Below are 17,568 nucleotides of genomic sequence, written 5' to 3'. Positions count from 1 at the left end.
ATCGTGTCATGAAAAACCAAGCTTTTTACTCCGTGCAGCGCTGGCTGAAACCTGTGGCCTGCGGTTTGCTGTTTGTCGCAGAGATCAATACCTCATGGGCGGGTATTGCGCTCGACCGCACCCGAATGATCATCACCGGTGATGCTCGCTCCGTCAGTGCGAACTTAACCAACACCAGCCCAAGCATCCCGTTTCTGGCGCAGTCGTGGGTGGAAGATGCCAGCGGGACAAAAATCACCTCGCCGTTGATGGTCCTGCCGCCGCTGCAACGCATCAACGGTGGGCAAAAGGGCATTGCCCGCGTCACAAAAACCGGTGGCATTAACGCGTTGCCGCAGGATCGCGAAAGCCTCTTCTACCTGAACGTTCGCGAAATTCCGCCCAAACCGGACAAGCCGAACGTACTGCAGCTGGCGATGCAGTCGCGCATCAAGCTGTTTTACCGTCCGACCGCCATCGTGCCGGAAACCCCCGGTGCTGTGTGGCAGAACCAGGTGGTCTTTCACAAGCAGGGCACCCACTGGACCGTGGATAACCCGACGCCTTATTTCGTCACCCTCATCGGCCTGAGCCGTAAGCCGGAAGCGCAAGGTGGTGGCAAGCTGACGGACTTCCCCGGAATTATGGTATCGCCAAAATCCTCTCACGATTTCATCGTCACTGACGGCAGCGTCAGCCAGTTCAGCATGATGTACGTGAACGATTTTGGTGGTCATCCCGAACTGAATTTCAGCTGCACAGGCAATGTGTGTAAGGCATTGCCAATGGAGAAGCAGCCCCGGTAACAGGACTCGGTAAATGAAAAAGATGCTTTGCGCTCTGCTGATGGCGGGAGTGGCCTGTACGGTTCAGGCCAAAGGCGGGCGCCAGGATATGAGCAACGTGTCCGGCGAGTATGGCAACGTCCGTTTTCACGGTCGGGTCTTCGTTTCGCCGTGTGTGCTGGATATGGCGTCACGTGACCAGACCATCGATCTTGGTGATATTTCCGCCAGCCGGTTTCGCCAGGGCGGCGATCGAAGCGATCCGGTGTTGGTCACGCTGTACCTGAACGACTGCTTAAAAGGCTCCGGTCATACCCTGCGGGATTTCCCCGGGCAGACCAGTGAAATGCCTGAGCTGGCGCACAGCACGGTGGAACGCGGCGTTTCGATGACGTTGATGGCCGAAAGCGCGCCGGAAAATAGCGATCTGGGCCGTATTCATGGCGATGTGCGGGGAGCGGGCATCCGGTTGTTGACTGAACGTAATCAGTTGATCCACCTCAGTCAGCCGCAGCGTATGTGGATCCTTAAACCGGGAGATAACGCCATACACTTTCTCGCGGCGCTGGAATCCATCGGGCGTGAGGTGACCGCTGGCGAATTTAACGGTCTGGTCAGACTGAAGCTGGAGTATCTATGAGCGTATTGCACAAAACGCTGTTGTGGCTAGCACTGGCAGGCTGTCCGCTGGCAGCGCAGGCGTTTACTCAGGGGGAAGGGGAGCCGCAGGGGGGGGCGCCACATCAATATGAGATTGAGCTGAAATCACTGGATGTGAGCAAAAACCACGCGGGCGGAAGAACAAACCCGTTTACCTGGAATCTGGGAAGCTTGTATGTGGTGGATTTTCACTGCGAGCAGGCCGATATCTCCCGACAGCCGATTTACTACACCACGACCTCGACGATGCCTCTCTCAAACCAGGGACCGAACCGTTTTCGTCTGAACGAGTATCTGGATGTGGAAGTGCAGGTGTGGGTCGCCGGACGCTATAACAATTATGCTCAGGCACCTTTTACCAATGTTTCTAACCGCAACAGCAATAACAGTTGCAAGAAGCGTAAAGGCTACGTACGCGCCACTAACGTTAAAAGTGGTTCGAAAGGAAAAGTGACGTTTATAGTCACCAAACCAATAATTAACGGCATCAATATTGCTTCGCAGTCCCTGCTGGAGGTTGCCGGGCGCATGGGTAACTCGGGGCCTACACCAACAACAGCGATTTCCCGGGTGGTGATTAAATCCGGGCTGATTACCGTGCCGGATAAATGCACCTTTAACCGGGGCGACAAGATCAGTATTGAATTTGGCGATTTGCCCGGTTCCGCCGCAAAACTCAACGGCACCAATTTCAGCAAGTCGATCCCCATACACGTGGTCTGTGAAGGCGGCAGTTTTGACAAGGGGGCGCTGAACATTGATCTCGGCGTACAAACCAGCACGGCCTCAGGTACCGCGGGGTTTAACGATCATTTCCTCGGAACTCTCAGCAATGGGCAAAAACGCGACGATCTCGGGATCGTCATTAAGGATGAGAGCGGAAACCCCGTGGTGCCGAATCAGTTTTACAACGTGAAGGGCTTCTACCAGAACCAGGGCGACTGGAATCTCACTGCCGCACCGGTGGCAAAGCCGGGCGTGGGCAGCGTTAAGGAGGGGGAGTTTGAAGCCTCTGCCACCGTTGTTGCGCAGTTTCAGTAGGGTGATGCCATGAGATTCAGGACGTTAATTGCGGTTAGTGCATTGTTGCTCAGCGGTACGACGCAGGCTGACACTAAACTGGTCGGCGGCGATATGTATTTTCACGGCACCGTCAGGGCGCTCGCCTGCAGCCTTCCTCCGGGCGGCGACAAAATTGAGGTCGATTTTGGGCAGATAGCCACCCAGGATCTTTATTCGTCAGGGCGCAGTAAGCCAGAAAAATTCAGTATTCAGTTACGCGACTGTAACCCAGAGGTTTTTCGCGGGATCTCCGTCACCTTCGGTGGCACCGAAGATGCGGAGTTGCCCGATCATCTGGCGCTGGACAGCAGTGAGCAAGGCGGTGCGGCTGGGATCGGCATAGGGATGAGTGAAGAGAATGGTACGGCAATCCGGCTCGGCGAGAGCACGTCAGTGAAAGAGATTACTGAAGGATCGATGACGCTGAATTTTCTGGCGTGGGTCGCTGCAGAGCCGACGGCGATAAAAAACCAGTCCCTTGAGTACGGCCCGTTTAGCGCCAGCGGAACCTGGACGCTGAATTACCAGTAGCATGATGAACACACTGAATTGTATAGCCCCGTTGTCCGCGCAGAGATTCTTACTCGCTGCCAGCCTGCTTTTCTGGTGCGGGGGAATGCACCTTTACTGGCCGAATAACGGTGGCAGTGGTCTGTCGTTACCGCTCAATATTGTGGCCTGGATCTACGCCGTGGTACTGGTGGGGAGCGCGTCCGTGTTGCTGCCCCGCCGACGCTGGCGTCTCACGTTACCTGCCGTCGGGTTTATGGCGGGTGCGCTCATTCTGACACTGCTTTGCCTGCTGACGCCCGTGGTCTGGAAAACGGAGGCATTGCTGGTGGCAGGCGCATTGTTGGGTGGCACACTTTTATACCTGGCAGTGCTGCAAATCCCGCTGACGGCAAACACACTGACGGTCTTGCTGGCGTTGCTATGGAGTGCCTGTCTCCTCGAATGCCTCGCGTTTATCTATCAGTATTTGCATCTGCCGGGCGTTGGCTACTGGGAGTTTGCCTGGTGGCGCAGTACGCGACCTTACGGCATTTTTCAGCAGGTCAATCTGATGGCCAGTTTTACCGCCTGCGGCGTATTGCTGTCAGCGCTACTCTTTTTACGGATCCATGGCCGAGCCCGGATAGTCATTGGGTTTGCCTGTGTGTTGATGGGATTTGTGCTGCATGAATGTCAGTCGCAAACCGGCTATTTGTCTCTGGCCGTTGGAGAAGTATTGCTGCTGGCCATTTTTCCTTCGCAACGGCGGACGTTGCTGCGACTCCTGGTGCTGGTGGCGGCTGGAATGGCGATGGGGGAAGTCACTCGCCATTTCCTGTCTGTTGCGACAGTGGATCATCTGACGTCATCTCATGTTCGCTGGTCGGTACTGAAAACGTCTCTGGCGCTGTTTGTAGAACGACCGTGGATGGGCTGGGGTGTCGGCAGTTTTGCCGCGGTATTTCTTGAACGTGCGGGGCGTTTTGGGCTGAGCAGCATGTCGCATCCGCATAACGAACTGATGCTGTGGATGGTGGAGGGCGGCCTGGTCGGTCTGGCTGGCGCGGTCTGTTTTATTGCAGGCGGTTTTTGGCTTTGGATCAGTGGAAATCACTGGCGGCGTGCATGCCTGGTGGCAGCGCTGCCCGTGGTGATTCATATGCTGACGGAATACCCAGTCAGACAATCGACACCTCACTGGCTGCTACTGATCCTGTTGCTACGTTGTGCAGACAGCGCGGTGAAGAGGCGCCGGCTGACGCTTCCTGTGACTGACTTTGTTCGCGTGGTGGCGTTTATCGCGGCACTGACCTTGACGCCGTTGTTGCTCCTCACGCTGCAGACGCAACAACGACTGACGGCGGCGGAGCGGCAGTCAGAACAGTGGCGTCTTGCCGAATCACTCCCTGTGGGCGGATGGCTACTGGCCACGCGTTACCGGTTTGATGTCGAAATGGGTTATCTGCAACGTTATCAGCGAACCCAGGACGCTCTCTGGCTAGTGCCGGTTCGCCGCTGGGCACCTGAATACGTGCGTGTTCACCCGGACCCGAATATCTCCTTCACGCAAATCTTGCTTGCGCAGCAGCAGCGCGACATGCCCGCGGCGCGTCGTCTGGCGGCACGCTTTTACCTGGAATACCCGAACGATCGCCGTATCCCCTGGTTGCAGGATGCACGACGTCCTTTTAATCAAAAAATGGAATGACATGAACAGACTCTGTGAACCGGCTCTTTATACGCCAGAGCTTCCCCGCAATGCCGAACTGACGCAGATCACCGGGATCCGCCTGCAGCGTATCCATTTTTTTCATGATGCAGCGCGGGATGTCCGCGAGGTATTGAGCCTGGTACGGACACCGCAGCATTTGGATCTGTTTTTCCAGCGCCTTTCCGTAATAGAGAAGCAGCAACTCTTTCTGTGGCAAATGCAGCGGGTACTGGCGCTGCGGGGATGCTTTTCGCTGAATTTATCTGTCAGGATGCTGACCTGCCAGCGGTGGGTAAGCCTGCTTACTGAACAGGTGCATCAGGGGCGGATCATTATCGAAATTCAGGATCCGGGCACGATGATGCGTCTGGAAAAGGCAGAACAGCAGGTGGTGTGCGCTGCATTAAACACTCTGATACGGTACGGGTTTCGCATCTGGTTGGATGACGTTTCACCGGCGCAGTTTTTTATCTGGCGGCAGGCTGGCATTCAATTTGATGCGGTCAAAATCGAAACCGGATTATTTCATCAGTTCAGGACATCGGGATCGCAGCTGACTATTCTGGTCAATCAGTTTCGTGGACTGGGGGGACGGGTGGTGATTGAAGGGGTTGAAACACCAGAGGATTATGCCATTTGCCGTGTAAGCGGCGCTGATGCCGTACAGGGATATCTGTTTGAGCAAGAAGTTTTGCCAGAAGACCTTAATCCGCAATGAGGCAGGGCTTCGTCATTTTCATGCTACTAAAATCAGGAAAGCCCGCTACCTGGCGCAACGGGCTATCGACATTATTCGCTCAGCGTCTGGGCAATCTCATTTTGTACCAGTTTACGCTGTTCCGGCGTTAAGACTTTGTTCAGCTCAAAGTAGTATTTCACGCGGTAGTAGCGGGATTGCTGTTCAACACTGCCGATCGCCGTCAGCTGTTTGTTTATTGCGGACTCGTCCCATTTCCCGGATCTAATGACATTGATCAGTTCGCCGTCTTTAATGTCCTTCATGGAAATCTTGCTCACGTTAGCTTCCAGCTCGCTGTGCAGCTTTTTAATTTGCTCAACCTGAGCGTCGGTCAGCTTAAGCTGTTGCACCACCGGATCCTGGGAAGGAACGGGTGTATCAGACACGTTTGATGCAAAAGTACTGAAAGAGGCACCAGCCAGCGCTGCAGCGACTAAGGTCATACGTACGAAATTCTTCATTATTTCATCCTGATAAAGAAATTTTGAACTGTGCTTACCACGGGTAAACGATGAGTGAATATCTCGCTCAGGATACGTTGAAAGGTGAGGGGTGCCACGCGAATTTGTTTTACGGGAGGTTACTGAGTGAAACAATCCCCGCTATGGGAAACGGTTCGCCATAGCGGAAGTGGCGCGCGGATTTATTGCAGCGTGAACGGATCGGCATCCTGCCATGCCGGGAATTTTTCCCGGTATTCCCGCAGCGTGCTGAGCGATAACTCTGCGTCGATGCGGGTTGCGTGATGGGGTTCAGCCGTGGCGATAATCTCGCCCTGCGGGCTAATCACCCGACTGTCTCCACGGTAATGGTGGCCGTTGCCGTCAGTACCGACCCGGTTACAGCCTGCAACATATGCCTGATTTTCAATGGCCCGCGCGGTCAGCAACGCCTGCCAGTGTAATGAACGCGGAGCAGGCCAGTTAGCCACGAACAATGCCAGATCATAATCGTTGAGATTGCGGGACCACACCGGAAAACGCAGGTCGTAACAGACCAGCGGCAGGATACGCCAGCCTCGCCAGTTCACAATAACGCGCTCAGTACCCGGTTCATAATGGTGATGTTCATCCGCCATACGGAACAGGTGACGTTTATCATAATGATGAACGGTTCCTTGCGGCTCAACGAGTAAAAATCGGTTAACCGGCCCGCGTTCTGACTGTAGCGCCGCACTGCCTGCAATCAGGGCGTTGGTCTGTTCAGCCCTTGTGCGCATCCACTCGATGATGGCTTCCTGAGAGAGTGAGCGGGCTGCCGCTTCCATGGCGAAGCCGGTGGTAAACATCTCGGGTAATACGATGATGTCACGTCCGGCGATGGTTTCCAGTTGTCTGTCAAAGTGGCGCAAATTGGCAGGGCCGTCCATCCAGACCAGAGGTTGTTGCAAAAGCGTGATTTTCAAACCGGGCACGATCGTGGTTCCTCGTTAAGCAGCATTTTTACACTGTAGCATGCGCCACGACGGATAGGTGGCAATAAAAAAGCCCCGCATAAAGCGGGGCTGGAACGGGTAGCGGATGTTTATGCGGCTTCGACTTTACGCACTTTCTCCGGCAACTTTACCGGCTGTGTCGCCAGCTCCTCGGGTTCAAAATCATCAACGTTGATACTGCGCAGGCGGCTTTCTTCGGCTTTGACCAGAATCGCTGCTTCATCTTTGTCAATCAACCCTTTCGCCAGTGCGTTATGCGCCAGCTCGTCCAGACGGGTAAAGGACAGGTTTTTACCCAGCTCTTTGCAGATACGCTGGTGGATAGGGTCTGCGGCCATCACATCCAGCAGCGCTTGTTCCAGTAAACCGACCGGGTTATGTTCGCTTGGTGTCAGATACTGGCCACGACCAATGCGGGTACGGGTTGCGCTCGGCGTCTGCAGAATCTTCGCGACTTTGTGATCCAGTTTGTCGGAAGGTGCATGGTAGTGGCGACCTGTCGGGAAGATCACCACGTTCAGCAAACCTGCCACCAAACGGTTCGGGAAGTTTTGCAGAAGATCGTCCATCGCCTGTTCAGCCTGATACAACGCATCCTGGACGCCCCAGTGAACCAGCGGCAGATCGGCTTCGTGACGGCCCTCATCGTCATAACGCTTCAGTACGGCAGAGGCGAGATACAGCTGACTTAAAATATCGCCCAGGCGTGCAGAGATACGCTCACGACGTTTCAGGCTACCGCCCAGCACTGCCATTGAGACATCGGAAAGCAGTGCCAGGTTAGCGCTCAGGCGGTTCAGATGCTGATAGTAACGCTTCGTGGCATCCCCTGTCGGCGTGTGACTGGTCAGCCCGCGAGTCAGGCCCAGCCAAAAACTGCGCACTTTATTACTGCCGACATGACCAATGTGTTTGAACAACAATTTATCGAAGGCATTGACGTCGTTTTTCTGCGCGGCGTTCATCTCTTCGAGGACATAAGGATGGCAGCGAATGGCGCCTTGTCCGAAGATCATCATGCTACGGGTCAGAATGTTCGCGCCTTCAACGGTAATGGCGATAGGGGCGCCCTGATAAGCACGTGCCAGGAAGTTGCTTTCGCCCAGCATGATGCCTTTACCGCCCGTGATGTCCATTGCGTCGACAATAGACTGCTGTCCGCGGTGGGTACAGTGGTACTTCACGATGGCAGAGAGCACTGCGGGTTTTTCGCCCAGCATAATACCGTACGTAACCAACGATGCCGCCGCGTCCATCACGTAGGCATTGCCTGCAATACGCGCCAACGGTTCTTCAATCCCTTCCATTTTACCGATAGAGATTTTGAACTGACGGCGGATATGCGCGTAGGCACCGGTCGCGAGGGCTACCGATTTAACACCACCGGTAGAGTTAGACGGCAGGGTAATGCCACGGCCAACCGACAGACACTCCACCAGCATACGCCAGCCCTGACCGGCCATTTTCGGTCCACCAATGATGTAATCGATCGGGACGAAAATATCTTTTCCACGTGTCGGGCCGTTCTGGAACGGAACGTTTAACGGGAAGTGACGGCGACCGATTTCAACACCCGGTGTGGTGGTCGGGATCAGCGCACAGGTGATGCCCAGATCTTCTTCGCCGCCGAGCAGTTTTTCCGGATCCGAGAGTTTAAACGCCAGACCCAACACGGTAGCGATAGGCGCCAGCGTAATGTAACGCTTGTTCCAGGTCAGACGCATACCCAGCACCTGCTGACCCTGCCATTCACCCATGCAAACCACACCTGTGTCTGGGATCGCGCCAGCATCAGAACCGGCTTCCGGGCTGGTCAACGCAAAGCAAGGGATCTCCTGGCCCCGCGCCAGACGCGGCAGGTAATGATTTTTCTGTTCTTCAGTACCGTAATGTTGCAGCAGCTCGCCCGGGCCTAACGAGTTGGGGACGCCCACGGTGATCGACAGGATCCCGGAGACACCAGAGAGTTTTTGCAGTACGCGAGATTGCGCATAGGCGGAGAACTCGAGGCCGCCGTACTCTTTCTTGATGATCATCGCGAAGAAGCGATGTTCTTTCAGATAGGCCCACAGCTCGGGAGGAAGATCGGCCAGTTCATGGGTGATCTGGAAATCGTTCGCCATGCGGCAGGCTTCTTCCACCGGACCATCAATGAACGCCTGCTCTTCAGCCGTTAAATGAGGCTGTGGATAGTTGTGCAGTTTCTTCCAGTCGGGTTTGCCCTGGAATAAATCGCCTTCCCACCAGGTCGTACCCGCGTCGATAGCTTCTTTCTCGGTGCGTGACATTGGCGGCATGACTTTACGAAAACCGCGAAACACCGGGGCAGAAATCATCGATTTACGCATCGGCGTAAAGTTAAACGGTACGAGGATAATGGCCAGAGGAACCAGCAGCCAGACTGACCACAGGCCAGCGACGCCAAGCGCGGCTGTCCAGGCGAGCAGGATAAGACTGCTGAGAAATAAGCTTACGCGGTGATAGAACAGTACACCGAGCAGAACAACTGTTGCGAGAATACTCAAAATCATCATAACGAAAAGCTCCCTTTCTTGTAGGAGGTCTGACCACTTGTGATGATATGGTTGTAGTGGATGTCATTTCTTTTAGCAATATGTTTACAAAATAATTACAACAAAGCTCACATTGTTGCCGTTTTCTCCGGCACAAAAAATCAAAAGACAGGGGGCTTCCGGTGGCCTGGACTTCTCGCTTTCTGTGGTATCCGGTACACTGCATCCTGTCATTTACATTTATGCTGAAGGATATCCTCATGTACCAGGATCTTATTCGTAACGAACTGAACGAAGCGGCGGAAACGCTGGCTAATTTTTTAAAAGATGATGCCAATATTCACGCCATTCAGCGCGCAGCGGTCCTGCTGGCAGACAGTTTCAAAGCGGGCGGCAAGGTACTTTCCTGTGGTAACGGCGGCTCCCATTGCGATGCCATGCATTTTGCGGAAGAGTTGACCGGTCGTTATCGTGAAAACCGTCCGGGTTATCCGGCCATTGCTATTTCAGATGTCAGCCATATCTCCTGCGTCAGTAACGATTTTGGTTACGATTATATCTTCTCCCGCTACGTTGAAGCCGTTGGGCGCGAAGGTGACGTTCTGCTGGGGATCTCCACGTCAGGAAATTCAGGCAACGTGATCAAAGCAATTGCTGCGGCGCGTGAAAAGGGAATGAAAGTCATCACCCTGACCGGTAAAGACGGCGGAAAAATGGCGGACAGTGCGGATATCGAAATCCGCGTACCGCATTTTGGCTATGCTGATCGTATCCAGGAAATCCATATCAAAGTTATCCATATCCTGATTCAGTTAATTGAAAAAGAGATGGTTAAGTAAATCTTCGCTGGGGGCGTTGCGCCCCCGCTGTTGTGGAGGTGAAGTATGTGCGAACTGCTCGGGATGAGCGCCAATGTGCCCACCGATATCTGTTTTAGTTTCACCGGGCTGGTGCAGCGTGGTGGAGGAACCGGGCCGCATAAAGACGGCTGGGGAATTACCTTCTATGAGGGTAAAGGCTGTCGCACTTTCAAAGATCCGCAACCCAGCTTTAATTCTCCCATTGCGAAACTGGTGCAGGACTACCCGATTAAATCGTGTTCCGTGATTGCGCATATTCGTCAGGCGAATCGTGGGGAAGTGGCGCTGGAAAATACCCATCCCTTTACGCGTGAGTTATGGGGGAGAAACTGGAGTTACGCCCATAACGGACAACTCACCGGGTATAAATCCCTTGAGACCGGCAATTTCCGTCCCATCGGCGAAACTGACAGCGAAAAGGCATTTTGCTGGCTGTTACACAAACTGACCGCCCGCTACCCGCGCACGCCGGGCAATATGGCATCTGTCTTTAAATATATTGCCACGCTGGCAGGGGAATTACGCGAGAAGGGTGTTTTTAACATGCTGCTGTCAGACGGGCGCTATGTGATGGCGTTCTGCTCAACGAATTTGTACTGGATCACGCGTCGTGCGCCGTTTGGCGTGGCGACATTGCTGGATCAGGACGTTGAGTTCGACTTTAGCTCGGAAACCACACCCAATGATGTGGTCACCGTGATTGCCACCCAACCGCTGACAGGGAATGAAGCCTGGCAAAAGATCATGCCAGGCGAATGGCGATTATTTTGTCTCGGGGAGCGTGTAGTTTGACGCCAGTTGCGGCTGAACCACTTCGTGACTCAACGGCTTGCTGACCACGTAACGGCCACCGGTAACTGAAATAGTCGGTGGTTTACGGGTCTGTTCAAAGTAATCGTATCCCGGTTTTAGCTGCGACCAGAAATCTTTGTAATAAGAGTACTTATGGCGCTCCATGTTTGCATCGGTCATGCGGAACGGGTAAATACTGACCTGAACGCTGGACTGGCCAAAGACCAGCGCGCCGGTAACAAACTGGAAAATCTCATCGATACCGTTATCGGTCATGGCATAACAGCCGACGGAAACGCAGGCACCGTGAATCATCAGATATTTCCCTTCATACCCGTGAGCACGGTCATAAGCATTGGGGAAACCGATATTGATGGCTTTGTAGAAGCGGCTGTCGGGCTTGAGCTGACTGCGTTGAACGCTGTAGAAGCCTTCAGGACTTTTGAAATCGCCCTGGCGTTGTTTCGGGCCTAACCCACCGGAATAGTTGCAAATTTTGTAGCTGTCGAGCAATTGATACTGCTCGCCCATCTTGACGTAGAGATCAAGGGTGCGCTCTTCTTTGAAGATCTGAATATAGACCGGCGACCCCATCAACTGTTGCTTATACTCTTTGCTGACTGGCATGGTCGGGCTGCTGCTGCTCAGCAAACCGGCGAATGAGACGCACGGAATCAAAAGCATCGCAATAAACAATGCGATTTTACGCATACTGCTTTTTCCTTGATAAAACGGTTACACATGCCAGAACGGCAAAAGAGTCCCCAAATCGGACTAATCTGGATTTGGAGCGCTCACATTAGCATCACTGAAGTTTTTCGCAAGTCTCTCGTGTTGCGTTTACAATTTAGTGTTTCTTTATATAAGACACGGCAGGAAAGTTCAGTCGGAAACGGACGGATTTACTCTCTTTTTATTGCACATTAATACTGTATACTTAAACAGTAATGTGCGGGGAGAGGAAGATGCGCAAAATCATACATGTCGATATGGACTGCTTTTTTGCGGCGGTTGAAATGCGCGACAACCCCGCACTGCGCGATATTCCGGTTGCTATTGGCGGCAGTCGCGAGCGCCGGGGAGTGATCAGCACCGCGAACTATCCGGCGCGAAAATTTGGTGTGCGTAGCGCCATGCCCACGGGAATGGCGCTTAAACTGTGCCCTCATCTCACGTTATTGCCGGGGCGCTATGAGGCTTATAAAGAGGCCTCTCGCCAAATTCAGGCGATTTTCTCGCGTTATACCTCGTTGATCGAACCGCTTTCGCTGGATGAGGCCTATCTGGATGTTACCGATAGTACTCACTGTCAGGGGTCTGCCACGCTGATTGCCCAGGAGATCCGTCAGACGATCTTTAACGAGCTGCAATTGACGGCCTCTGCGGGAATTGCCCCAGTGAAATTCCTGGCAAAAATCGCCTCCGATCTCAATAAACCGAACGGGCAATATGTCATTGCTCCCGCCGATGTGTCTGCGTTTATCAAAACGTTACCGCTGGCAAAAATTCCGGGAGTGGGGAAGGTGTCTGCCGCCAAACTGGAGTCGATGGGGCTACGCACCTGTGAGGATGTGCAGCGCTACGATCTGGCGATATTACTCAAACGTTTTGGCAAGTTTGGTCGGGTGCTGTGGGAGCGCAGTCAGGGCATTGATGAGCGGGATGTGAACAATGAACGGCTACGTAAATCGGTCGGCGTTGAGCGTACGCTGGCGGAAGATATTCATGAATGGGCCGAGTGCGAGGCGATCATTGAACGACTGTATCCTGAACTCGAACGACGTCTGGCAAAGGTAAAGCCGGATTTGCTCATCGCCCGCCAGGGCATCAAATTAAAGTTTAATGATTTTCAGCAGACCACCCAGGAACATGTCTGGCCCCGGTTAACGAAAGAAGACCTGATCGCCACCGCCAGAAAAACCTGGGACGAACGTCGGGGAGGGCGCGGCGTCCGGTTAGTCGGATTGCACGTGACACTGCTGGATCCACAACTGGAAAGACAACTGCTACTGGGGCTTTAACCATGACGATGGACGTATACATTCGGGAATATCAACCTGATGATTTCGATGCGCTGTGCGAGATTTTTCTCAGTGCTATCAGAGAGGGAGCCAGTCAGGATTACTCGCCGGAACAGATCGCCGCGTGGGCGCAAATTGATGAAATTGTCTGGCACCGGAAACTGCGGCAATCGGAGGGGCTGGTGGCGGTTTGCCGACAGAGAATTGTGGGGTTTCTCACGGCCAGACAGGATTACATAGACCTGCTATTTGTCTTGCCGAGTGCACAACGCCTGGGGGTGGCGACCAGCCTGCTTCACCATCTGGAACAACGGCATCCTGACACGGCTTTTTGGGTCGAAGCCAGCATCACCGCAAGACCCTTTTTTCTTGGGCAAGGTTATCAGGTCGTCAAAGAGCAACAGGTTGAGGCGAGAGGGGCGGTTTTTACCAATTTCGTTATGCGAAAAGCCGAGATGTGAAAATTGCCCGGTAAGCTGAACCTACCGGGCAGGAGAGCAACTTATTTGGCCGGAATTGCTTTCAGCAGTTCAGTCAGCAGGGTCCAGTAATGGCCTACGCTTTCGATATGAACCTGTTCATCCGGGGAGTGCGGACCGGTAATGGTCGGCCCAATAGAAACCATGTCCATCTCCGGGTACGGCTTCTTAAACAGACCGCATTCCAGACCGGCGTGGATGATCTGGATGTTCGGCGTCTTGTTAAACAGACGCTGATAGGTTTCACGCACGAGGTGCATGACCGGGGAGTTGGCATCCGGCTGCCAGCCTGGGTAACCGCCTTTCGCCTGCGTTTTCGCGCCAGCCAGCTTGCCCAGAGAATCCAGCATGCTCACCACGTAGTCTTTACCGCTGTCGATCAGCGAGCGGATCAGACAGTGGATTTCCACGTTGTCGTCGGTCATGGTGACCACACCCACGTTCAGGGAGGTTTCGACGACGCCTTTCGCCACGTCGGAATTACGGATCACGCCGTTTGGCGTGGCGTTCAACAGGCGGATGAAGTCATCGCGAGAGGATGTGGTCAACGCCGCTTTCTCGTTGGCAACGGCATCCAGCAGAACAACCAGATTTTTCTCTTTTGCCGCCAGTTCGTTTTTCAGGATTTCCTGATAAGTGTTCGCCAGGGCTTTCAGGGCGTCGACTTTATCAGCGGCAACGGCAACGGTAGCAAAGGCTTCACGCGGGATAGCGTTACGCAGAGTACCGCCGTTGAAATCCACCAGGCGCAGATCTAACTCTTCAGCATGGCCCGCCAGGAAACGAACCAGCAGTTTGTTGGCATTACCCAAACCGACGTGGATTTCGCCGCCAGAGTGGCCGCCTTTCAGCCCTTTCAGGGTCAGTTTGAAGCTTTCGAAACCTGCGGGAACCGCTTCACGGGTCAGTGGCAGGTTAGAGGTGAAGTCGATACCACCGGCACATCCCATGTAGATCTCACCTTCTTCTTCGGAGTCGGTGTTGATCAGAATGTCTGCCTGCAGCCAATTTGCCTGGAGGCCAAATGCGCCATCCATACCCGCTTCTTCGGTCATGGTCAGCAGCACTTCCAGCGGGCCGTGAACGACGCTATCGTCAGCGAGCACCGCCAGAGCGGACGCCATACCAATGCCGTTATCTGCCCCAAGCGTCGTGCCGCGCGCTTTCACCCATTCGCCGTCGATATACGGCTGGATAGGATCTTTGGCGAAGTCGTGTACGGTGTCGTTGTTTTTCTGCGGCACCATATCGAGATGCGCCTGCAGGACGACCGGCTTGCGGTTTTCCATACCTGCGGTAGCAGGTTTGCGAATCAGGATATTCCCGACCTGGTCGCGCTCTACGTGGAAACCTTTCTCGTTTGCCCAGCCGACAATGTGCTCAGCGAGTTGTTCTTCATGATAAGAAGGATGAGGAATTGAACAAATTTTTGCAAAAATATCCCACAACGGTTGTGGAGATAATTGAGACAGTTCAGACACGATGAGTCTCCTTGGCGATGTCCTGCGAAACTTTCTTGCAGGCCACAGGGTTAGCAGAATATAAAACACCACAAGTCAGGCTTGCGAGATGCAATTGAGAATACCACTTTATCCGGCGGCGGGTAGTAGAAAGCACGTAAAAGAGGGGCGGATTCCGCTAAACACTGGTTTTTAGCGCGTCAGATCTCTATAATCTCGCGCAACCTATTTCCCCCTCGAACACTTTTTAAGCCGTAGATACACAGGCTGGGACACTTCACATGAGCGAAAAATACGTCGTCACCTGGGACATGTTGCAGATTCACGCACGCAAACTGGCAAGCCGCCTGCTGCCTTCTGAACAATGGAAAGGCATTATTGCCGTTAGCCGTGGTGGTCTGGTACCGGGCGCATTGTTGGCACGTGAGTTGGGTATTCGCCATGTCGATACCGTTTGCATTTCCAGCTATGACCACGACAACCAGCGCGAGCTGAAAGTGGTGAAACGTGCGGAAGGCGACGGCGAAGGTTTCATCGTGATCGATGACCTGGTCGATACCGGCGGCACCGCCGTGGCGATCCGTGAAATGTATCCTAAGGCACATTTTGTCACCATCTTCGCGAAACCGGCTGGTCGTCCGCTGGTGAACGATTATGTTGTTGATATTCCTCAGGATACCTGGATTGAGCAACCGTGGGATATGGGCGTCGTGTTCATTCCGCCGATTTCCGGTCGCTAATCTCTGAAATTTTCAACGCCCGGTTATGCCGGGCGTTGTTCTTTTTACTCACACACGCGTTACAATAGGCCTCAGTAAGTACCTATGGAGGCTGCACGAATGTCACAGGCTAACCTCAGCGAAACCCTGTTTAAACCCCGCTTCAAACACCCTGAAACGTCCACGCTTGTCCGTCGATTCAATAACGGAACGTCATCGCCTGTGCAGTCCACGCTGGATGGTAAAACCATTCCACACTGGTATCGCATGGTTAACCGTCTGATGTGGATCTGGCGCGGTGTCGACCCCCGTGAAATCCTTGAAGTGCAGGCCCGCATTGTCATGAGCGAGGCCGAGCGGACAGACAAGGAGTTGTACGACACGGTTATCGGCTATCGTGGCGGCAACTGGATCTATGAATGGGCAAAACAGGCCATGGAGTGGCAGCAGAAGGCCAGCCAGGAGCAAGACGCGCAACTCAGCGGCCGCCACTGGTTACATGCAGCCACCTTATACAGCATTGCCGCCTATCCGCATTTGAAAGGCGACGATCTGGCGGAGCAGGCACAGGCTCTGGCGAACCGTGCCTACGAAGAGGCGGCGCAACGATTACCCGGTACATTACGTGAAATAGAATTTTCCGTGCCCGGCGGCGCGCCGGTTACGGGCTTTTTGCATATGCCAAAAGGCGATGGTCCGTTCCCAACGGTGTTAATGTGTGGGGGCCTCGATGCCATGCAAACCGACTATTACACGCTGTATGAGCGCTATTTCGCGCCGCGCGGTATCGCCATGTTGACGCTGGATATGCCGTCGGTGGGCTTCTCCTCAAAATGGAAATTGACGCAGGACTCCAGTCAATTGCATCAGCATGTCCTGAGAGCGTTGCCTGACGTTGCCTGGGTGGATCATACCCGCGTGGCGGCATTTGGTTTTCGCTTTGGCGCTAACGTCGCGGTACGCCTGGCTTATCTCGAAGCGCCTCGTTTGAAAGCGGTGGCGTGTCTGGGACCAGTGGTACATGCGCTGTTAAGCGATCCGCAACGGCAGGGGGCAGTACCCGAAATGTATCTTGACGTTCTGGCCAGCCGTCTGGGGATGCACGATGCGTCCGATGAGGCGCTGCGGGTCGAACTGAATCGCTACTCTCTGAAGGTTCAGGGATTGTTGGGTAGACGTTGTCCTACGCCGATGTTATCGGGCTTCTGGAAAAACGATCCGTTTAGCCCGGAAGAGGAGTCGCGCTTAATCGCATCTTCATCTTCGGACGGTAAGTTGATGGAGATCCCGTTTAATCCGGTGTATCGCAATTTTGACAAAGCTCTGAAAGAAATTGCTGAGTGGATCAATCAGAGATTGTGTTAATAGATTGCTAAATTTTATCGATTTGGTAAAACAGTTGCTTCACCTAAGGAGATCGCAATGACGTTACCGAGTGGACACCCGAGAAGTAGGTTGATTAAGAAATTTACCGCGCTCGGCCCTTACATCCGTGAAGGGCAGTGCGAAGATAATCGATTTTTTTTCGATTGTCTGGCAGTTTGCGTCAACGTGAAGCCTGCGCCTGAAAAGCGTGAGTTTTGGGGATGGTGGATGGAACTGGAAGCGCAAGAGAAGCGCTTTACCTACAGCTACCAGTTTGGTCTGTTTGACAAAGACGGTAACTGGACCGCCGTACCCATAAAAGAGGCTGAGGTTGTAGACCGACTGGAATACACCTTACGCGAGTTTCATGAAAAATTGCGCGAGTTGCTGAAGTCTTTAAATCTGGCGCTGGAACCCGCTGAGAACTTTAAAGAGCCGGTTAAATTATCCGCGTAATAGATATTTGGCCGTATGGCTTCGTGAAGCCATACGGCCA

At 53.6% G+C, this 17,568-nt stretch carries 18 protein-coding genes; 13 read left to right on the top strand and 5 right to left on the bottom strand.

Annotated elements, in window-relative coordinates; all coding sequences use genetic code 11:
- Positions 1-8: 8 nt before the first annotated feature.
- Genes AC07NP_RS16540 through AC07NP_RS16515 form a run of 6 tightly spaced genes read left to right on the top strand, consistent with a single transcriptional unit; the run spans position 9 to position 5,407 of the window.
- Positions 9-785, top strand: a complete 777-nt coding sequence (locus tag AC07NP_RS16540; RefSeq protein WP_494661112.1) for a fimbrial biogenesis chaperone — start codon at positions 9-11, stop codon at positions 783-785.
- 13 nt (positions 786-798) lie between these two features.
- Positions 799-1,404, top strand: coding sequence for a fimbrial protein (locus AC07NP_RS16535; RefSeq protein ID WP_494661111.1), 606 nt, complete (start codon positions 799-801; stop codon positions 1,402-1,404).
- The gene (locus tag AC07NP_RS16530) at positions 1,401-2,465 is read left to right on the top strand and encodes a fimbrial protein (RefSeq protein WP_494661110.1); all 1,065 of its coding nucleotides are present in this window, start codon (positions 1,401-1,403) and stop codon (positions 2,463-2,465) included. The genes AC07NP_RS16535 and AC07NP_RS16530 overlap by 4 nt, the downstream gene beginning before the upstream one ends.
- 9 nt (positions 2,466-2,474) lie before the next feature.
- Positions 2,475-3,017 (top strand): fimbrial protein, encoded by a 543-nt coding sequence (locus tag AC07NP_RS16525; RefSeq protein WP_494661109.1) that lies wholly within the window; start codon positions 2,475-2,477, stop codon positions 3,015-3,017.
- A 1-nt stretch (position 3,018) separates the two neighbouring features.
- The gene (locus AC07NP_RS16520) at positions 3,019-4,686 is read left to right on the top strand and encodes an O-antigen ligase family protein (RefSeq protein ID WP_494661108.1); all 1,668 of its coding nucleotides are present in this window, start codon (positions 3,019-3,021) and stop codon (positions 4,684-4,686) included.
- 1 nt (position 4,687) lies between these two features.
- Positions 4,688-5,407: an EAL domain-containing protein gene (locus AC07NP_RS16515; protein WP_494661107.1), complete on the top strand. Its 720-nt coding sequence runs from the start codon at positions 4,688-4,690 to the stop codon at positions 5,405-5,407.
- 71 nt (positions 5,408-5,478) lie between these two features.
- Here AC07NP_RS16515 and AC07NP_RS16510 read toward each other — a convergent pair whose 3' ends face one another.
- The 3 genes from AC07NP_RS16510 to fadE form a co-directional block, all read right to left on the bottom strand.
- On the bottom strand, positions 5,479-5,889 hold the full coding sequence (locus tag AC07NP_RS16510; protein WP_494661106.1) for a Spy/CpxP family protein refolding chaperone: 411 nt from the start codon (positions 5,887-5,889) through the stop codon (positions 5,479-5,481).
- 182 nt (positions 5,890-6,071) lie between these two features.
- On the bottom strand, positions 6,072-6,842 hold the full coding sequence (locus AC07NP_RS16505) for an amidohydrolase (RefSeq protein ID WP_494661105.1): 771 nt from the start codon (positions 6,840-6,842) through the stop codon (positions 6,072-6,074).
- Positions 6,843-6,952: 110 nt separating this feature from the next.
- Positions 6,953-9,397 carry an acyl-CoA dehydrogenase FadE gene (gene fadE / locus AC07NP_RS16500; RefSeq protein ID WP_203358824.1) on the bottom strand — a complete coding sequence of 815 codons (2,445 nt, stop codon included), beginning with the start codon at positions 9,395-9,397 and terminating at the stop codon, positions 6,953-6,955.
- Between the two features lie 239 nt (positions 9,398-9,636).
- Between fadE and lpcA the strand changes: the two genes are divergently transcribed.
- Both lpcA and AC07NP_RS16490 read left to right on the top strand, forming a co-directional pair.
- The gene (gene lpcA / locus AC07NP_RS16495) at positions 9,637-10,215 is read left to right on the top strand and encodes a D-sedoheptulose 7-phosphate isomerase (RefSeq protein ID WP_494661104.1); all 579 of its coding nucleotides are present in this window, start codon (positions 9,637-9,639) and stop codon (positions 10,213-10,215) included.
- A 45-nt stretch (positions 10,216-10,260) separates the two neighbouring features.
- Complete coding sequence (locus AC07NP_RS16490; RefSeq protein WP_494661103.1) at positions 10,261-11,028, top strand: class II glutamine amidotransferase; 768 nt, start codon at positions 10,261-10,263, stop codon at positions 11,026-11,028.
- On the opposite strand, the gene dpaA is transcribed toward AC07NP_RS16490, so the two are convergent.
- Positions 10,999-11,739, bottom strand: a complete 741-nt coding sequence (gene dpaA / locus AC07NP_RS16485) for a peptidoglycan meso-diaminopimelic acid protein amidase (RefSeq protein WP_494661102.1) — start codon at positions 11,737-11,739, stop codon at positions 10,999-11,001. The two genes, AC07NP_RS16490 and dpaA, sit on opposite strands and share 30 nt — an antisense overlap.
- A 254-nt stretch (positions 11,740-11,993) precedes the next feature.
- On the opposite strand from dpaA, the gene dinB reads away from it, so the two are divergent.
- A complete protein-coding gene (gene dinB, locus AC07NP_RS16480; protein WP_494661101.1) occupies positions 11,994-13,049 on the top strand; it encodes a DNA polymerase IV in 1,056 nt (351 codons plus the stop codon).
- Between the two features lie 8 nt (positions 13,050-13,057).
- Entirely contained in the window at positions 13,058-13,510 is a 453-nt protein-coding gene (locus tag AC07NP_RS16475; RefSeq protein WP_494661128.1) for a GNAT family N-acetyltransferase, read from the top strand.
- Positions 13,511-13,551: 41 nt separating this feature from the next.
- Here the strand turns inward: AC07NP_RS16475 and pepD are convergent, their stop codons facing one another.
- Positions 13,552-15,009, bottom strand: coding sequence for a cytosol nonspecific dipeptidase (gene pepD, locus AC07NP_RS16470; protein ID WP_494661100.1), 1,458 nt, complete (start codon positions 15,007-15,009; stop codon positions 13,552-13,554).
- A gap of 260 nt (positions 15,010-15,269) precedes the next feature.
- Between pepD and gpt the strand changes: the two genes are divergently transcribed.
- The 3 genes from gpt to crl all read left to right on the top strand — a co-directional run bounded on the left by gpt (position 15,270) and on the right by crl (position 17,528).
- On the top strand, positions 15,270-15,728 hold the full coding sequence (gene gpt, locus AC07NP_RS16465; RefSeq protein ID WP_203358818.1) for a xanthine phosphoribosyltransferase: 459 nt from the start codon (positions 15,270-15,272) through the stop codon (positions 15,726-15,728).
- Between the two features lie 99 nt (positions 15,729-15,827).
- Complete coding sequence (frsA, locus tag AC07NP_RS16460; RefSeq protein WP_494661099.1) at positions 15,828-17,072, top strand: esterase FrsA; 1,245 nt, start codon at positions 15,828-15,830, stop codon at positions 17,070-17,072.
- A gap of 57 nt (positions 17,073-17,129) precedes the next feature.
- Positions 17,130-17,528 carry a sigma factor-binding protein Crl gene (gene crl / locus AC07NP_RS16455; RefSeq protein ID WP_192611196.1) on the top strand — a complete coding sequence of 133 codons (399 nt, stop codon included), beginning with the start codon at positions 17,130-17,132 and terminating at the stop codon, positions 17,526-17,528.
- Positions 17,529-17,568 lie beyond the last annotated feature (40 nt).

Source organism: Citrobacter sp. GW821-FHT07H02 (assembly GCF_059418505.1).
The sequence above is the reverse complement of the archived record's forward strand: the minus strand, read 5'-3'. Positions and strand labels throughout refer to the sequence as shown.